Annotated in this window: 15 protein-coding genes; 5 read left to right on the forward strand and 10 right to left on the reverse strand. The window is 64.6% G+C overall.

Translation table 11 applies throughout. From position 1 onward, the window contains the following. Positions 1 to 42 precede the first annotated feature (42 nt). The 8 genes from BH93_RS15510 to mqo form a co-directional block, all read right to left on the reverse strand. A complete protein-coding gene (locus BH93_RS15510) occupies positions 43 to 1,710 on the reverse strand; it encodes a DUF7800 domain-containing protein (protein ID WP_032403209.1) in 1,668 nt (555 codons plus the stop codon). 57 nt (positions 1,711 to 1,767) lie between these two features. Beyond that, positions 1,768 to 2,784, reverse strand: a complete 1,017-nt coding sequence (locus BH93_RS15515) for a zinc-binding alcohol dehydrogenase family protein (protein ID WP_037173992.1) — start codon at positions 2,782 to 2,784, stop codon at positions 1,768 to 1,770. A 2-nt stretch (positions 2,785 to 2,786) separates the two neighbouring features. Then, entirely contained in the window at positions 2,787 to 3,173 is a 387-nt protein-coding gene (locus tag BH93_RS15520) for a cobalamin biosynthesis protein (protein ID WP_052065110.1), read from the reverse strand. A gap of 12 nt (positions 3,174 to 3,185) precedes the next feature. Then, positions 3,186 to 4,580 carry a cobyrinate a,c-diamide synthase gene (locus BH93_RS15525; RefSeq protein ID WP_037173993.1) on the reverse strand — a complete coding sequence of 465 codons (1,395 nt, stop codon included), beginning with the start codon at positions 4,578 to 4,580 and terminating at the stop codon, positions 3,186 to 3,188. Then, a complete protein-coding gene (gene cobO / locus BH93_RS15530) occupies positions 4,574 to 5,194 on the reverse strand; it encodes a cob(I)yrinic acid a,c-diamide adenosyltransferase (RefSeq protein WP_032403206.1) in 621 nt (206 codons plus the stop codon). Before cobO ends, BH93_RS15525 begins: the two co-directional genes overlap by 7 nt. A 9-nt stretch (positions 5,195 to 5,203) precedes the next feature. Next, entirely contained in the window at positions 5,204 to 7,147 is a 1,944-nt protein-coding gene (locus BH93_RS15535; protein ID WP_080739067.1) for a magnesium chelatase subunit D family protein, read from the reverse strand. Between the two features lie 310 nt (positions 7,148 to 7,457). Continuing rightward, a complete protein-coding gene (locus tag BH93_RS15540; RefSeq protein ID WP_032377066.1) occupies positions 7,458 to 7,934 on the reverse strand; it encodes a GNAT family N-acetyltransferase in 477 nt (158 codons plus the stop codon). 11 nt (positions 7,935 to 7,945) lie between these two features. After that, positions 7,946 to 9,466 (reverse strand): malate dehydrogenase (quinone), encoded by a 1,521-nt coding sequence (gene mqo, locus BH93_RS15545; protein WP_037173996.1) that lies wholly within the window; start codon positions 9,464 to 9,466, stop codon positions 7,946 to 7,948. 175 nt (positions 9,467 to 9,641) lie between these two features. Between mqo and BH93_RS15550 the strand changes: the two genes are divergently transcribed. After that, entirely contained in the window at positions 9,642 to 10,682 is a 1,041-nt protein-coding gene (locus BH93_RS15550) for an alpha/beta hydrolase (protein ID WP_037174002.1), read from the forward strand. After that, positions 10,679 to 12,064 (forward strand): mycothione reductase, encoded by a 1,386-nt coding sequence (gene mtr / locus BH93_RS15555; protein WP_037174003.1) that lies wholly within the window; start codon positions 10,679 to 10,681, stop codon positions 12,062 to 12,064. The genes BH93_RS15550 and mtr overlap by 4 nt, the downstream gene beginning before the upstream one ends. 6 nt (positions 12,065 to 12,070) lie before the next feature. Here the strand turns inward: mtr and BH93_RS15560 are convergent, their stop codons facing one another. After that, the gene (locus tag BH93_RS15560; RefSeq protein WP_037174004.1) at positions 12,071 to 12,637 is read right to left on the reverse strand and encodes an alpha/beta fold hydrolase; all 567 of its coding nucleotides are present in this window, start codon (positions 12,635 to 12,637) and stop codon (positions 12,071 to 12,073) included. Positions 12,638 to 12,743: 106 nt separating this feature from the next. Between BH93_RS15560 and BH93_RS15565 the strand changes: the two genes are divergently transcribed. The 3 genes from BH93_RS15565 to BH93_RS15575 are packed head-to-tail and all read left to right on the forward strand — an operon-like array spanning position 12,744 to position 14,718. Beyond that, positions 12,744 to 13,106, forward strand: coding sequence for a GntR family transcriptional regulator (locus tag BH93_RS15565; RefSeq protein ID WP_027496722.1), 363 nt, complete (start codon positions 12,744 to 12,746; stop codon positions 13,104 to 13,106). Further along, positions 13,103 to 14,026 carry an ABC transporter ATP-binding protein gene (locus BH93_RS15570; RefSeq protein ID WP_037174005.1) on the forward strand — a complete coding sequence of 308 codons (924 nt, stop codon included), beginning with the start codon at positions 13,103 to 13,105 and terminating at the stop codon, positions 14,024 to 14,026. Before BH93_RS15565 ends, BH93_RS15570 begins: the two co-directional genes overlap by 4 nt. Next, positions 14,023 to 14,718 (forward strand): ABC transporter permease, encoded by a 696-nt coding sequence (locus tag BH93_RS15575; protein WP_037174006.1) that lies wholly within the window; start codon positions 14,023 to 14,025, stop codon positions 14,716 to 14,718. Before BH93_RS15570 ends, BH93_RS15575 begins: the two co-directional genes overlap by 4 nt. Here BH93_RS15575 and BH93_RS15580 read toward each other — a convergent pair. Beyond that, a complete protein-coding gene (locus BH93_RS15580; protein ID WP_037174399.1) occupies positions 14,702 to 16,231 on the reverse strand; it encodes a cobyric acid synthase in 1,530 nt (509 codons plus the stop codon). The genes BH93_RS15575 and BH93_RS15580 overlap by 17 nt on opposite strands. Between the last annotated feature and the right edge of the window lie 13 nt (positions 16,232 to 16,244).

Consider the following 16,244-nt stretch of genomic DNA (forward strand, 5'->3'; position numbering starts at 1 on the left):
TTACGACGACGCTCGTCTCTTCGGGCGAGGGCCGAGCCTTCTCTAGGCGAGGGCCAGGGTCGATGTCTCGGTCAGAACCTGCTCACCGGCATCGTCGACGTGAGCATGGCGCACCTGCAACCGCGCCGAATCACCGTGCAGGGTCAGCAACATGACGCCGTTGTCGAACCACGGTCCTGCCTCGGCTTCCCATTCGACTCCCGAGGGGCCCACGTGCGCGGCTCGAGCGAGTTTCGACAGGATCCGAGCTGCTGGACGTTTGATGGCAAGCTTGTTCACCGCGCGGATAGGGAGATCGAGCGGATTGCGGAACGGAGACATGGTCAGCTGGTAGGTGGCAGGAACATCGCGCCCACCCACACCGAAGTTCGCGTTCGCCACGTAGGAGCAATGCACGTCGCCGGACAGCCACATGATGGAGGCAGGCTTGTTCTCGCCGCGAGAGAGCTCACGCGTCAACGCCGCCATGTCGTTGAACGAATTGGTGAAGGCGGCCCAGTGTTCGAGGTCGAGGCCGATCCGCATCTTCTCGGCCACCTTCGCCGGCATGGAACCCCAACTTCCCTGCGCCACAGCCTCGTTCCACTGTTCCAGGTAGTGCAGTGCCGGCAGCATGAGGTAGGGCAGCGAAGAACCGAACAGCAGGTGCCGTGGAGTGGCTTCGAGCGCGCGCTCGCGTACCCACGCCCACTCCTTCTCGTCCACCATCTCTCGGTTGTTCGGATCCAGATTTCGCGAGCACCGCGAATCGATCATGATCAGACGCGTGTCCCCGAAATCGCGGTAGAAGCTCCAGCGCCCCGTCTCGGGATTGCGGTCGATCCGTAATGCGAAGTCGGCCAACAACTTCTCGCGATCCGCGTCACTGGCAGCGGACCGGACCGCGGCGTACATCTCGTCCTGCGCCAATTCCTTCGGCGACAGATTGCCCAGGTGTTGGTACACCCAGTACGACGAGTACGCGCCGATCACGCGATCGTTCCACCACGGCCGAGTCTCGATGTCCCGACGCCAGGACGCGGACGAATTCCAGTCGTCCCGCAGATCGTGGTCGTCGAGGATCATGCACGACGGGATGCTCGCCATCAGTGTCCGTACCGGCTCCAGTCCCCACGACTCCCGGTACAGCCAGGAGTACTCCTCGAAGTCGCAGATCTCGTTCTCCGCGTCGGTTCCCACGGCACTCCGCGGGCCCTCGCCGGAGCGACGCCGAGCCTGCAGCCGTTCTACGATCTCCGGCGACGGGTCGTCGGCGTAGACCTGATCACCGAGGAGCAGCAATGCCTGCGGCCACCGACTCGGATCCTCTTCGATCAGCGCGTTGCCCAGCCCGGCCAACGCGTCGGCTCCGATCTGTTTCAGAGATTCCTCGCTGTAGTTGTCGCCTCGCCGGCACGATCCGAACGCCAATGTGACGGGCCCCTGGGCGTCGACAGTGTGGATGGCCGCAGTGTGGCCTTCACGCGGCCAGACCTTGCGCTCATCGACGAACACCTCGTAGTACACCGCGGAATTGGCGGGCAGGCCCTCGAGTGGAACCAGCGCGTAGTGGTGTCCGTGGACACCCCACGTGCGTTCCGCCGCGCGGACGCCGGCATCGGTGACGACTGTCACGGTCGACGCTTCGGCCATCTCGAACCACAGGGTCGCGGTCTCGGTGCCGACGTACCGGACGATCGGGCCGAGCAGGACAAGGCTGTCGGAAGTCATTGGATCCACATTGCCTGCGTCGGCCCGCTTTCGCCAGTCAGTGGCGCGTTTCGGTCCTCACGAGCGGGCGGCGACCACGACCTTTCCCCGTACGTGCCCGGTCTCGACCAACCGATGTGCTTCGCGAAGTTGCTCGGCATCGATCGGAGAAAGAACCGTCGTGGCGGTGGTGCGCACCGAACCCTCATCGATGAGCTCGGCCACCCTGGTCAGTAGCTCGTGCTGACGAATCAGATCCGCAGTCTCGTGCATCGGGCGAGCGAACATGAACTCCCAGTGCCAGGAGATCGCTTTCGTCTTCAGCGGGAGAACGTCGAGCGTCTCGGGATCGTCGATCGCCACTATCTGCCCGAACGGTGTCAACAGGTCCGCATAGATCTCGACCTGGCCGGCGGAATGCGCAGTGAACACGTAGTCGATGCCGTCCGGAGCGACCCGTCGTACGTCGCCCCGAAGATCGCGCCGATGGTTCACCACCTCGGCTGCGCCGAGAGAACGGACCCACTTCTCCGCATCCTCGTCCGCTGCTGTCGCGATCACCCTCACTCGGGGAGCGAGAACCCGAAGAAATTGCAGCACCAGAGATCCGACGCCGCCGGTGGCCCCCACCATCAGCAACGTGCCGGTGGACTCGGCAGTGATGCGGAGTTTGTCGAACAATCCTTCCCAGGCAGTGATCGCAGTCAGTGGCAACGCCGCGGCCTCTGCGAAATCGAGAGTGGTCGGCTTCTTCGCCACGATCCGTTCGTCCACCGCATGCAACTCCGAGTCGGTCCCGGGTCTGCCGAGGTCGCCCGCGTAGTAGACCTCGTCGCCCGGGGTGAACAGTGAGACGTCGGCACCGACGGCACGCACGACACCGGCCGCGTCGAACCCGAGGACTTTCGGCTCGCCGTGCGGGTCGTTGCCTGCGCGGACCTTGACGTCCACCGGGTTCACCGACACGGCTCTGACATCTACCAATATGTCCCTCGGTCGCACGTTCGGCACGTCGACAACCACATCGGTGAGGCTGGCGGGATCGTCGATCGGGAGCGAGCGGGTGTAGGCAACGGCTTTCATCGTCTCGGTCATGCCTACAGGATGGCCCGAACCCCCTGTCCACCGTCAAGGCAGAGCTCGACAACGGCAACGGTGACACCGTCCAGACCGAACCTGGGTACCGTCAACTCCGTCGAACCGCCGGCCAGCAGTGCCGCTGCTTCGGCGACGCTGGCACTTCCGACGGCACGCAGCACTCGGACCGACACGGTGGGCGTGACGACGGTCGACAGTTCATCGGCCGAGTAGGTCACCCCCCGAACCCCCATGCTCGACGCCACCGCCGCCACCAGATCCGCTTTCCGGTCGATCGATGCGATGGCCTCGACGCGCCAATTCGGTTGCAGGACGGCCCTGATCACGCGCACGATCTCGGCGGCCCCAACACCCGACCGGGCACCGATTCCGACCACCACCCGCATCGCAGACGAGCCCTAGACGCGCGCGTAATCGACTGCGGCGGAGACGAATCGGGTGATGGACTCGGGGTTGCCCGCGGCGTGTGTATGCAGGTAGGACGCGTGCACTCCGCCGCGGACGAAGCCTTCGCGAGCGGCGGTTCTGCCGTCCGGTCGCTGCCGATGCCAACCCCAGGCCGCCGACGCCGCCTCGCGCACTGAGACGAGCTTCGTGCGATGGAACTCGTGGCCGGTGACACGGGTTCCCGCGTCGAACAGAGGCGACGCCTCGAGGGCGACCGCGTCGCGATACCCGAGAGTGAGCGTGTTCCCGAATTCCGCGTCGACATCGATGACGCCCGCCATTGCATGACCGTCCAATTGTTTTGCCAGATAGAGCAATCCGGCGCATTCTGCGTGAACGGGCAAGCCACGGGCCGCGGCCGTCCTGATATCGGTGAGCAACAGTTCGTTCGCTGCCAGCGCGGCAGCGTGCTCCTCCGGGAATCCGCCGGGCAACACGACTGCTGCTGTGTCGGTGGGCAATCCGTCGCGTAGAGGGTCGAAGACCGCGACATCGGCCCCGGCTGCGCGCAGGAGTTCGACGTGCTCGGTGTAGCCGAAGGTGAATGCGGGCCCACCGGCCACCGCAACGACCGGCGATCCCTCGGACCTGCGAACCTCGTCCGCCGGATTCCATTCCGGGGCGGGAATCGACGATCGTGCCAGCGCGCTCACTGCCTCGATGTCGACGAACTGCGCCACCAGTGCGCTCATCGCGTCGACAGCATCGGTGGCGGCTCCACCGTGTTCGACGGCGGTGATCAGGCCCAGATGTCGTGATGGCACGACCAATTCGCTCATTCTCGGTAGGGCGCCGAGTACCGGCACACCCACCCGCTCGCACGCTTGACGCAGCACATCCTCGTGCCGCTGGCTGCCGACCCGGTTCAGGATCACTCCGCCGATGCGGACACTGGAATCGAACGTCGAAAAACCGTGCAGCACAGCCGCAAGAGACTGACTGTGGCCGCGCGCGTCGACCACGAGGATCACCGGGGCACCGAGCATCGCCGCCACCCGCGCAGTCGACCCCTCGGCGGACGCCTCCCCGGGGCCGGTCATGTCGATCTTGCCGTCGAACAGTCCCATGACGCCTTCGACGACCGCGATGTCGCAGCCCCGGCTGCCGTGCCGAAAGAGAGGCCCGATTCGATCGGCACCCACCATGACCGCATCGAGATTGCGTCCGGGCAGCCCGGCCGCCAGACCGTGATAGCCGGGGTCGATGTAATCCGGACCCACCTTGAACGGAGCGACCTTTCGGCCGGCCGCCCGTAGTGCGCCCATCAGCCCGGTGGCCACCGTCGTCTTTCCGCTGCCCGAAGCGGGGGCCGCAATGACCACGGCGGGGCACGACGGATTCACCATTCGATGCCTCGCTGCCCTTTGCGGCCGGCATCCATCGGGTGCTTGACCTTGGCCATCTCGGTGACGAGATCCGCGGCCTCGATCAGCTCACGGGGCGCATCCCGTCCGGTGATGACGACGTGTTGGTTGCCCGGTCGATGGGTCAGCACCTCGACCACCTCCGCGACATCGACCCAACCCCACTTGAGTGGGTAGGTGAACTCGTCCAACACGTAGAAGCGGTGTGACTCCTGCTCGATCCGCCGGGCGATCTCCCGCCAGCCCTCGGCTGCCGCCTCGGCGTGGTCGACGTCGCTGCCCTTCTTGCGAGTCCACGACCAGCCCTCGCCCATCTTGTGCCACTCGACGGCTCCGCCGACACCGGTGCTCTCGTGCAGGTCGCCGAGAGTCCTGAACGCCGCTTCCTCGCCGACTTTCCACTTGGCACTCTTGACGAACTGGAACACTCCGACGTCGAACCCTTGGTTCCACGCCCGCAACGCCATGCCGAACGCAGCGGTCGATTTCCCCTTCCCCGGGCCGGTATGGACGGCGAGGACGGGCAGATTACGGCGCTGACGCGTCGTGAGTCCGTCCTGCGGAACGGTGCCGGGAGCGGGTACACCCTGAGGCATCGCGCGCCCCTACGCCGCTGCGCGGACGACGGCGGTGACCTGCTCGGCCGACAGATCCTCCAGCGCCACGTAGCCACCACCGAGACGGGCTGCGAAATCGGCGGCCAGGCCGAGACGGACCATTCCCGATTCGCAGTCGACGACGACCGAGGCGATCTTGTCCGACGCGATACGTCCTGCGGCAATGCGCGCTCGGCCGACGGGGTCGGTGCCTCCGGTCGCTCGGCCATCGGTCAGCGCCACCACCAGTGCGCGGCGCAGCGGGTCTCGAACCCGTTCTCGCAGAACCAGATCCCGGGCCTTCAGAAATCCCTGCGCCAACGGAGACCGACCACCGGTCTTCATGTTGCGCAACCGCGTCACGGCCACATCCACCGAAGACGTGGGCGGCAATACCGTCTCGGCTTCCGTGCCGCGCACGGTGATGACGGCGACCTTGTCACGGCGTTGATACGCATCGCGCAACAGTGACAGCACCGCACCGGTCACCGCCGAGAGTCGATCTCGTGCAGCCATCGATCCCGAGGCATCGACGACGAAGACGATCAAGTTGCCCTCGCGCCCCTCCTTGATCGCGCCCCGAAGATCCGCAGGCTCGAGCTTCAACCGGCCGGAGGTACGGCCGCGGACGACCTGATGCTCGGCGGCGGCGAACAACGTGCCGATCAGATGCAGGCCTTTGCCTCGCTCGACAGTGGGCCGCACCGACCGTCCGTGCGAGGAGCGTGACCGCGAGCGTCGACCCGGCGCGCCCTCTCCTACTCCGGGAACCTCGAGCAGCCGGGCCTTGAACTGAGCACCCGGAGTTCCTGCCTGCTTGTCCTTACCCGCTCCCGAGGGCTGTGGCTCAGGGGTGCCCGAGGTCTCGGTGTCGGGCGACGACGGAGACGACTCCGAACGCTCGGTCCCTTCGACACTGTCCGGCACCGGCGCTCCCCCGTCGCCGTCGGGCGTCGGGTCTGGATCTGGATCCGGTTGCTGCTCTGCCTGTTCCGCGGCGTCGCGCATGGCGTCGTCCAACTGCTTGTCGTCGATGCCCGGCTCGTCGAACGGATCGCGTCGACGCCGATGCGGTAGCGCCAGTTCCGCAGCGACCCGCACGTCTTCCTCTGCCACCTCGCTCGCGCCCCGCCACGCCGCGTGGGCGGACGCAGTGCGTGCCAGCACCAGATCGGCGCGCATGCCGTCGACGTCGAACGACGCGCAGAGCGCGGCGATACGCCGAAGTTCCTTGTCGCTCAACTCCACATCGTCGAGGATCTTCCGGGCGGCCAGAATCTGCTCGGCCACCGCGATGTCGTCGTCGCGAAATTGGGCCGCGAACGCGTGCGGATCGCGCTCGTAGTTCATCCGGCGGCGGACGACGTTCATCCGAACATCCACATCGCGCGAGGCCGTCACCTCCACTGCGAGACCGAACCGGTCGAGCAGCTGCGGTCGCAGCTCACCCTCCTCGGGGTTCATCGTGCCGACCAAGACGAATTGTGCTGGGTGCGAATGTGATACACCGTCACGCTCGACGTGTACGCGGCCCATCGCGGCCGCGTCGAGCAATACGTCGACCAGATGATCGTGCAGCAGATTCACTTCGTCGACGTAGAGAACTCCGCGGTGCGCAGCTGCGAGCAGGCCGGGCTGGAAGGCGCGTTCGCCGTCACGCAGCACCTTCTCGAGGTCGATGGACCCGACCACTCGATCCTCGGTGGCTCCCACCGGAAGCTCGACGAGCTTTGCCGGTCGGGATCCGTTCTCGTCCTCCACTGCCGGCAACAGCGTCGCGAGCGCACGCACCACCGTCGATTTGGCGGTGCCCTTCTCGCCGCGGACCAGCACGCCTCCGATACCGGGATGCACGGCGCACAGAATCAACGACAGGCGCAGTCGGTCCTGACCGACGATCGCACTGAACGGATATCCCGGTTCGGGAACACTTCCACCTTGCTGCACAGCTATGTCCCTTCGTGCCCGGAGTTCCGCGCCGGGCGTTCGGTAGAAAAACGCGAAGCCGGGCGGCGATCTGGCTGACAGGAGAATCTGCTCGAGCGAAGAAACTCCTGAACACAGTGGCGGGACCGCGCCTGATTCGTACAGGACTTCTCCGCAACCGACTTCGAACGGAACACTACCGCCGAACGAACGAATGCCACACACGGTAGGTCCGTGTGTGGCATTCGTTCCGGGAGTGGAGCCTGCGGAACGACCTCACCAATTCGGGAGTGGAGCCTGCGGAACGACCTCACCGATTATCGAGTACTGCGGAAGGTCAGGCCTCGCTCCAGGCGGTGCCGCCGCCCCGACGCATCGGGGTGTGCGGAATACCGTCCTCGAGAACTTCCTCACCGTCGGGCAGGAAGCCGTGCTTGGCGTACATGTCGACGAGGTAGCTCTGAGCATTGATGCGGCACGGCGCGGAGCCGACCTCGGCGAGCGCTGCCCGCAGGATCCGCGTGGTGTGGCCCTGCCCTCGGGCCGAGCGCTGGGTGCAGAGGCGGCCGATGCGGAACGCCTTCTCTCCGTCGTCGTGCTCCTCGAGCAGACGGAGGGTGCACACCACCTCGCCGTCTCGTTCGAGCCAGAAGTGTCGTGTCTCGGTCAGCAGGTCACGCCCGTCCAACTCCGGATAAGCACATGCCTGCTCCACCACGAACACCTCGACACGCAGCTTCAACAGGTCGTACAACGTGTTGTTGGACAGGTCTAGTGCCCATGATCGTTTGAGAGCTGCTGCTTGCGTATTCATACCTTTTGCTATCACACACCCGTGGGCTGTGCGAGCTCACGCGAGTTTTCCAGCTCCAGTGTCTTCGAGGTCCAGGCCCAGACCTCGTCGAACAACGAGCTGTTCTGGGCCAGCTTGACCCCCAGCGACGGGACCATTTCCTTGAGCTTGGGCTGCCACGCGTCGTACTTGTCGCCGAAGCACCGCTGGAGCACGTCCAGCATGGCCGGGACGGCGGTGGACGCACCGGGCGAGGCACCGAGCAATCCGGCGATCGTGCCGTCCGCAGCGTTGACCACAGCGGTGCCGAACTCGAGCACACCGCCGCGACCCTTCTTACGGATGACCTGTACTCGCTGACCTGCGGTGACGAGCTCCCAGTCCTTACCGATCACCGAGGGGGCGAACTCTCGCAGAGTCTCCACCCGATCGGCCTGCGACTGCGCCAGCTCGCTGACGAGGTACTTGACGAGCCCGAGTTCGGTCACACCGACGCCGAGCATCGACATCAGGTTGCCGGGCTTGACCGAGCCGGGCAGGTCGGTGATCTTGCCCTGCTTGAGGAACTTGGGCGACCACCCGGCGTACGGGCCGAACAGCAGACCCTGTTCACCGTTGATCACCCGAGTGTCGAGGTGCGGCACGGACATGGGAGGCGCGCCCACCGAGGCCTTGCCGTACACCTTGGCCGAATGCTGCTCGATCAGTTCGGGGTTGGTGCACCGCAACCACTCACCGCTGACCGGGAAGCCGCCGAATCCCTTGATCTCCGCGATACCGGACTTCTGCAGCAGGTGCAGTGCGCCGCCGCCTGCGCCGACGAACACGAACTTGGCGTTGACGGTCTTCTTCACGCCCGTGCGCTGATTGGCGACCTTGACGTCCCAGGTGCCGTCGGACTGCTTGGTGATGTTGCGCACATCGTGGCCGAAGTGCACCGTTCCCCCCGCGGACGAGAGGTAGTTGAGGAGCTGCTTGGTCAGCGCACCGAAATCGACGTCGGTGCCCTCCTGGCTCCAGTTCAGCGCCACCGGATCGGAGAAGTCGCGGCCCTTCGCCATCAACGGCAGTCGCGCCGAGAACTCGTCCTTGGAATCGATGAATTCCATTCCGGCGAAGAGCGGGTTGCCGACGAGGGCCTCGTACCGCGCACGCAGGTATTTCGCGTTGTCGGCTCCGTGCACGAAACTCACGTGGGGAATGGGGTTGATGAAGTTCTTGGCGTCGGAGAGCACGCCGGTCTCGATACCGTGGGCCCAGAACTGACGTGAGACCTGGAACTGCTCGTTGACGTTGAGCGCCTTGGAGATGTCGACGCTGCCGTCCTTGTTCTGCGGCGTGTAGTTCAACTCGCACAGTGCCGAGTGGCCGGTACCCGCGTTGTTCCACGCGTCGCTGCTCTCGGCCGCGGCAGCATCGAGGCGCTCGTAGACGTCGATCGACCAGTTCGGCTCGAGCTGACGGAGAAGCGCACCGAGGGTGGCGCTCATGATTCCGGCACCGACCAGAACGACGTCGGTCTTGATCCGCTTACCCTGCTCTTCTTTGGACACTGGAGAATCGACTTCCTTGTCTGTGGAGGTCTCGACCGGAGAACTCTGCTGTAGAGGGCTATTCACCCGATGCGGTCAGGTTACTAGCTGGGCCTACCCCATCGGACACCACGTCAATCTGCTCTCGATTGTGCTCCACGGACGCCGCTCACGGCGCCCACTACAGTTGTGATCTGTGACTACCTGGGTGCCCGACGTCCTCGGCGACGGCTACGAACAGACGACCATTCCACTCGGTGACGATCCGGACGGAGAGGGGCAGGTCGAGGCCACACTGGTGCGGTATCAACCGTCCGGTGCATCGAACTTCGACCGCGCGGTGATCTACGTTCACGGTTTCACCGACTACTTCTTCCAGCGACACATCGCCGAGCACTTCGCGGAGAAGGGATACGCGTTCTACGCCCTCGACCTGCGTAAGTGCGGGCGTTCGCGCCGCGAGGGCCAGACCGCGCATTTCGTGACCGATCTGGCGATGTACGACGCCGAGTTGAACGAAGCACTGAGCCTGGTACGCACCGAGCGCGCGGACGCCTCGGTCCTGCTGATCGCGCACTCCACGGGCGGCCTCGTTCTCCCGCTGTGGCTGAACCGCCTCAACCGTCAGGAAGGCGGGTCGGCCGGATTGGGCTTGGCAGGAGTCGTCCTCAACAGCCCGTGGTTCGACCTGCAGGGCCCACCCGCCATTCGCAGTGTCGGCACCGCAGCGATCGACGTGATCGGCCGATTCCGGTCCAAGACGCAGGTCCCCGGTAGTGGGCTCGACACATACGGCTTGTCGCTCGCTGCGTCGGAGAACGGCGAATGGGACTACGACCTCGACTGGAAACCGCTCGCAGGCTTTCCCATCACCTTCGGGTGGATTCGCGCTGTCCGCCACGGACACGCCGAGCTGCACCGGGGCCTCGACATCGGCATTCCCTCGCTGATTCTTCGCTCGAAGGTGACGCACTTCTCCCGCCGTTACAGCTCGGCCGTCGACGTCGCGGATGCCGTTCTGGACGTTCGCCAGATCGCGCGATGGGCCGGCTGCCTGGGCGACCGTACGACGATCGTGCCCATCGAGGGAGCCCGCCACGACGTGTTTCTGTCCACCGAGGGCCCGCGGGTACGGGCATTCGAGGAAATGGACGAATGGCTCGAGTGGTTGCACCGAGGAGAGAGCACCGACCATGCGTCGGGCAAGGACCACAGCGAGAGCGGGCACATTTCATGACCGAGCATTTCGACATCGCGATCATCGGCTCCGGATCGGGAAACTCGATCGCCGATTCGCGCTTCGACGACAAGAAGATCGCTCTGCTGGAGGAGAATTCCACGTTCGGTGGCACGTGTCTCAACGTCGGGTGCATCCCCACCAAGATGTTCGTCTATGCAGCCGAAGTCGCTCGCACGGTGCGAGACTCGGCGAAGTACGGGGTCGACGCCCACGTCGACGCGGTGCGCTGGCCCGACATCGTCGACCGCGTCTTCGGACGGATCGACCCCATCTCCGAGGGCGGGAAGCGATACCGCGCCGAGGGCAGCCCCAACGTCACGTTGTTCGAGGGACACGCGACGTTCGTCGGTCCCCGCACGATCGACACCGGCACCGGCACCGTCATCACCGCCGACCAGGTTGTCATAGCGGCCGGATCACGTCCGACGGTGCCACAGGCCATTGCCGATTCGGGTGTCGCCTATCACACCAACAGTGACGTGATGCGGCTGCCGGAGCTTCCCGAGCATCTGGTGATTCTCGGATCCGGTTACATCGCAGCAGAATTCGCGCACGTGTTCTCGGCCCTCGGTTCCAAGGTCTCGATCGTCGCCAGGAAGGACGGGCTGCTGCGCGCGCTCGACGCCGATATCTCCAAGCGCTTCACCGAACTGGCGCGCGCCAAGTGGGATGTCCATCTCGACGCCGGCGAGACCCGTGCTGTGACCGAGGGCACGCTGCACGGCGTCGAACTGGCCGACGGCACCAAAGTCCTGGGCGACGCGTTCCTCGTGGCCGTGGGCCGGGAACCGAACGGAGACAGACTCGATCTGGGCACGGCCGGCATCGAGCTCGACGACGAAGGCCGCATCGTGGTGGACGAATTCGGCCGCACCACGGCCGAGGGAGTGTTCGCACTCGGCGACGTCTCGTCCCCTTACCAGCTCAAGCATGTGGCCAACCAGGAAGCTCGGGTCGTGCAGTACAACCTGCTGCAGGACGCGTGGCACGGCGACACCTCGGCACTGCGCGAGTACGACCATCGGTTCGTTCCTGCGGCGGTGTTCACAGATCCGCAGATCGCCGAGGTGGGCATGACCGAGGAACAAGCCCGCGACGCGGGGTTGGACATCACGGTCAAAGTGCAGAACTACGGCGACGTCGCCTACGGCTGGGCGATGGAGGACAGCGAAGGCCTGTGCAAGATCATCGCCGAGAAAGGCACCGGCAAGATCCTCGGGGCCCACATCATCGGCGCACAGGCCCCCACGGTGATCCAACCCCTCATTCAGGCCATGAGCTTCGGGTTGTCTGCCCAGGACATGGCTCGTGGTCAGTACTGGATTCACCCGGCACTGCCCGAGGTGGTCGAGAACGCTCTGTTGGGGCTCGACCTGTAGCTCTGATCACCAGGGGCTGGTGCGGAGCACGATCTCGGTAGCCAGCTCGGCCGATGCGTCGGCGGGGATGTTCCGGGCCCCGTCGAGCTGAACCACTCGGAAATCCGAGTAGACGAACCGGCCGCTCGCGTCGGCGGATGCGCGACCCAACGAGGACCCGACGACCAATGTCGTCGGTAGCTCGACCGGAGGGCAATCCGCCGCGCGGACGGTGCCCTGCTCGTCCGCGATTGCGGGGTGGCAACGGTTCACCGCGATCAGGCTGGCGAACCGTCCGAAGGTTTTCGCGGCCAGCGTCCACGCAGGTTCTGCGCCCGCGCTGCTGCCGACGAGGTGCACCCACGAGAGCTTCAGCTCGTCGAGAACAGCCAGGATCGCGTCGTCGGTGACGCCGTCGATGCTTTCCAGCGCAACGGTTTTCAGATCCGAGTTGTGCAGCCGTTCACTGACTGCGTCGTACACATCCACCGGATCACCTGCGTCGGGAAGCAACAGGACAGCGTGCCGGCTGTCGGGGCCCGCCACTCGCACCGAACATTGCCCGCCCGCAGCACTCACATGCGTGAACTCCATGACGACGACGGTACTGCCTCTTGCGCATGCTCCGCATCGGTTCTATGGTTAGTTACATGAGTAATGAACCAGTGAGGCAAGCAACCTCCACGCACCGGCGGCGGTTCTGATGGACGAGGGCAGGCCGATCTTCTTGCAGATCGCCGAGCTCGTCGAGAACTCCATCATCGACGGATCGTTGGCCGAGGAAGAGCAGGTCCCTTCGACGAACGAGCTCGCCGCGTTCCATCGAATCAATCCGGCAACCGCGGGCAAGGGGCTCGCCAAACTCGTCGCCGACGGCGTCGTCTACAAGAAGCGAGGAATCGGCATGTTCGTCACCACAGGGGCTCGGGACGCTCTTCGATTCCGCCGCCGCGACCTCTTCGCCCGTCAGTACATCGATCCGTTGGTCACCGAGGCACGCAAGCTCGGGATGACCGTCGACGAACTCAAGACCATGCTCGACAACTGGGAGGCAGCACGATGAGCGTCCACACTCTCGGCTCGATCGGCGAACCCGGCACCATCGCCGCGTCGGCCACTCACCTGACCAAGAAGTTCGGCACGTTCACCGCTGTCGACGATGTCAGTTTCGAGATCGAACAGAACAAGATCTACGGCTTTCTCGGCCGCAACGGCGCGGGCAAGACCACCGTCATGCAGATGATGACCGCGCAGATGCGCCAGAGCGCCGGCGAAGTGTCGGTACTCGGACAGCGGCCGTGGGAGAACCCACATGCCCTGAGTCACGTGTGCTTCGTCAAGGAAAGCCAGAAGTATCCGGACGATCTGAAGGTGAAGAACGCCATCTCGCAGGCATCCCACATTCTTCCGCACTGGGACGACGATTTCGCGGCCGAATTACTGCGGGACTTCGACCTGCCCCTCGGCCGCAAGATCAAGAAGCTCTCGCGAGGAATGACGTCGGCTCTCGGAATCGTCATCGGACTCGCGTCGCGTGCACCACTGACCTTTTTCGACGAGCCCTACTTGGGACTGGACGCGGTCTCGCGACACATGTTCTACGACAAATTGCTGGCCGACTACGCCGAGAATCCCAGGACAGTGATCCTGTCCACCCATTTGATCGACGAGGTCAGTGATCTGATCGAACACGTGATCCTCATCGACAAGGGAAGAATCGTGCTCGACGCCGACTCGGATGCGCTGCGCGAGGGCGCATTCGAGATCACCGGTCCCGCCAAGGCGGTCGACTCGTTCATCTCGGGACACAGAACTCTGCACCGAACCAGCCTCGGTGCCAGCGCGCGGGCGACGATCGACGGCCGACTCACCGACAGACAAAAATCGGACGGTGCCGCAGCGGGGCTCACTATCGAAGCAATTCCATTGCAGCAGTTGATCATCGAACGCACCAATGTCGCAATCGAGGAGGCAGCGTCATGAAACGAATACTGAACGTCGCTCGAATCCACAACACCTCCTGGGCAACCACATTCGCGTGGCCACTGGGAATTCTCGCGGTCGTCTTCGTGATCACGTACGGCATCTTCCTCGTGGTTCCCGTGAACGAATCAGAGTTCACCTTCACCGGTGGAGTGTTTTCCGTGTACGGATTCGGGATCGCGTTCTATATCACCGCTATCACACAATGCTTTCCGTACGCGCTCGGCCTGAGTGTCACGCGGCGCGAATTCCTCGGTGCCACAGCCCTCGTGGGCGTCACGCAATCGTTCGCGATCGGCACCATCGTGTACCTGTTGTCGGTAGTCGAGGCCGCGACGGGAGGCTTCGGGAAGAAGCTTCGCATGTTCGGCCTCGCCCGCTATGCGACCGACAACGAAGTTCTACAGTGGGCAACTCTGGTGACCGGATTGCTGTTGATCGGCGGGATCGGCGCATTCATCGGCGTCGTCTACCGGCGCTACCGCACCAATGGCCTGTTCACCCTCGGACTCGGTGCGCTCGTGCTCTTCGGCGGCGGCTCTGTACTCGTGACCTGGCAGAACTGGTGGCCCAACGTCGGAAGCTTCTTCACCGACACCCCACGCATCCTGCTGCTCGTGATCATCCCCTTGATCATCACCGCGGTGCTGTCCGCAGCCAGCTGGGTCGGACTTCTCAAAGCAACTGCGTGACAATCTTTTTCAACGCAGGATCGACGCCGTGCTCGATGAGATCGAGTACGGCGTCGACGTCGAGGTTGTCTTCCACCAGATCGGCCAGGAGGTCCAACTGCTGCTCCCGCAGTGCCGCGACCGACGTGGCAGGGGCCACCAGAAATCCCTCGCGACCCGACTTCGCCGCCACCCAGGCAAGGAAGGATCGTCTGAAATCGTCGGACTCGAGAAGGCCGTGCCAGTGAGTTCCGACGACGCTGCCACGCACACTGCCCTCGCGAACACCCAACGCTGCAGTCAGCAGTGCATCGTCCCCGCTACGAACAACTCGTCCGTGATGAATCTCGTACCCGGACAACGAACTCGAGTCGAACAGCACCGACCGACCCGACACCTGCGCGAGTACCTTGTCGGCTGCGAACTCGATATCGAGATCGAGCAGACCCAGCCCCTCGACCACACCGACACCCGACTCCACCGCGTCCGAGATGGTTCGACCGAGCATCTGGTAGCCGCCGCAGATACCCAGAACCGGCCGACCCGCGGCGGCGCGCTCGGAAATGGCACGAGCAAGACCGCTGCGCCGCAACCACTCCAGATCCGACACGGTCGACTTGCTGCCGGGGACGACCACCAGATCCACATCGTCGAGCCGAGAGGGCTCGGTGACCCAGTGCACCGACACTCCGGGCTCGCACGCCAGCGCCTCGACATCGGTCGTATTGGAGATTCTCGGCAACCGCACCGCCGCCACCCGTACCCACTGGGATCCGACGGGAGGACGCGGCCTGCCCACCGGAGCATCGGCAACCGTACCGAGGGAATCCTCCGCATCCATCCACAAACCGTCCGCGAACGGAACGACTCCGTACGTCGGCCGCCCCGTCAGTGCATGCAACTGATCGAGACCCGGTGCCAACAGCGCCGGATCACCGCGAAACTTGTTGATCACGAATCCCGCGACGAGCGCCTGATCTTCCGGAGACAGGACGGCAACGGTGCCGAAAAGATGGGCCAGCACTCCCCCGCGATCGATATCCCCCACCACGATCACCGGCAGCGATGCCGCCGTCGCCAACCCCATGTTGGCCAAGTCGGTGGCGCGCAGATTGATCTCGGCTGGCGAGCCCGCGCCCTCGCAGATCACCACATCGAATTCTGCACGCAGAGAGGCTAATTCGTCCGCCACCACGGCGCGCAGCGACTGCCGATGCTCGATGTAATTGCTCGCACTCACCTGCGCCACGGCCCGACCCCGCACCACCAACTGCGAGGTCCGGTCGCTTCCTGGTTTGAGCAACACCGGATTGAAACGCACACTCGGCTCGAGGCCGCAGGCCGCCGCCTGCATCGCCTGCGCCCGCCCGATCTCGCCGCCGTCGAGCGTGACCACCGAATTGTTGGACATGTTCTGCGCCTTGAACGGAGCCACCCGCACGCCCCGTCTCGCCAACATGCGACACAGACCGGCAACCAACACACTCTTGCCCGCATCCGACGTCGTCCCCGCAACCAGCAGGGCACCTTTCAGACTCACGGCATTG

The organism is Rhodococcoides fascians A25f, assembly GCF_000760935.2.
Lineage (GTDB): Bacteria > Actinomycetota > Actinomycetes > Mycobacteriales > Mycobacteriaceae > Rhodococcoides.

What these genes read in the sequence shown, in the direction of transcription:
- BH93_RS15515 (WP_037173992.1), bottom strand. Translation starts at nt 2,784, where the DNA reads ATGACCGAGACGATGAAAGCCGTTGCCTACACCCGCTCGCTCCCGATC.
- BH93_RS15510 (WP_032403209.1), bottom strand. Translation starts at nt 1,710, where the DNA reads ATGACTTCCGACAGCCTTGTCCTGCTCGGCCCGATCGTCCGGTACGTC.
- BH93_RS15525 (WP_037173993.1), bottom strand. Translation starts at nt 4,580, where the DNA reads ATGGTGAATCCGTCGTGCCCCGCCGTGGTCATTGCGGCCCCCGCTTCG.
- BH93_RS15540 (WP_032377066.1), bottom strand. Translation starts at nt 7,934, where the DNA reads ATGAATACGCAAGCAGCAGCTCTCAAACGATCATGGGCACTAGACCTG.
- BH93_RS15570 (WP_037174005.1), top strand. Translation starts at nt 13,103, where the DNA reads ATGAGCGTCCACACTCTCGGCTCGATCGGCGAACCCGGCACCATCGCC.
- BH93_RS15560 (WP_037174004.1), bottom strand. Translation starts at nt 12,637, where the DNA reads ATGGAGTTCACGCATGTGAGTGCTGCGGGCGGGCAATGTTCGGTGCGA.
- BH93_RS15575 (WP_037174006.1), top strand. Translation starts at nt 14,023, where the DNA reads ATGAAACGAATACTGAACGTCGCTCGAATCCACAACACCTCCTGGGCA.
- mtr (WP_037174003.1), top strand. Translation starts at nt 10,679, where the DNA reads ATGACCGAGCATTTCGACATCGCGATCATCGGCTCCGGATCGGGAAAC.
- BH93_RS15520 (WP_052065110.1), bottom strand. Translation starts at nt 3,173, where the DNA reads ATGCGGGTGGTGGTCGGAATCGGTGCCCGGTCGGGTGTTGGGGCCGCC.
- cobO (WP_032403206.1), bottom strand. Translation starts at nt 5,194, where the DNA reads ATGCCTCAGGGTGTACCCGCTCCCGGCACCGTTCCGCAGGACGGACTC.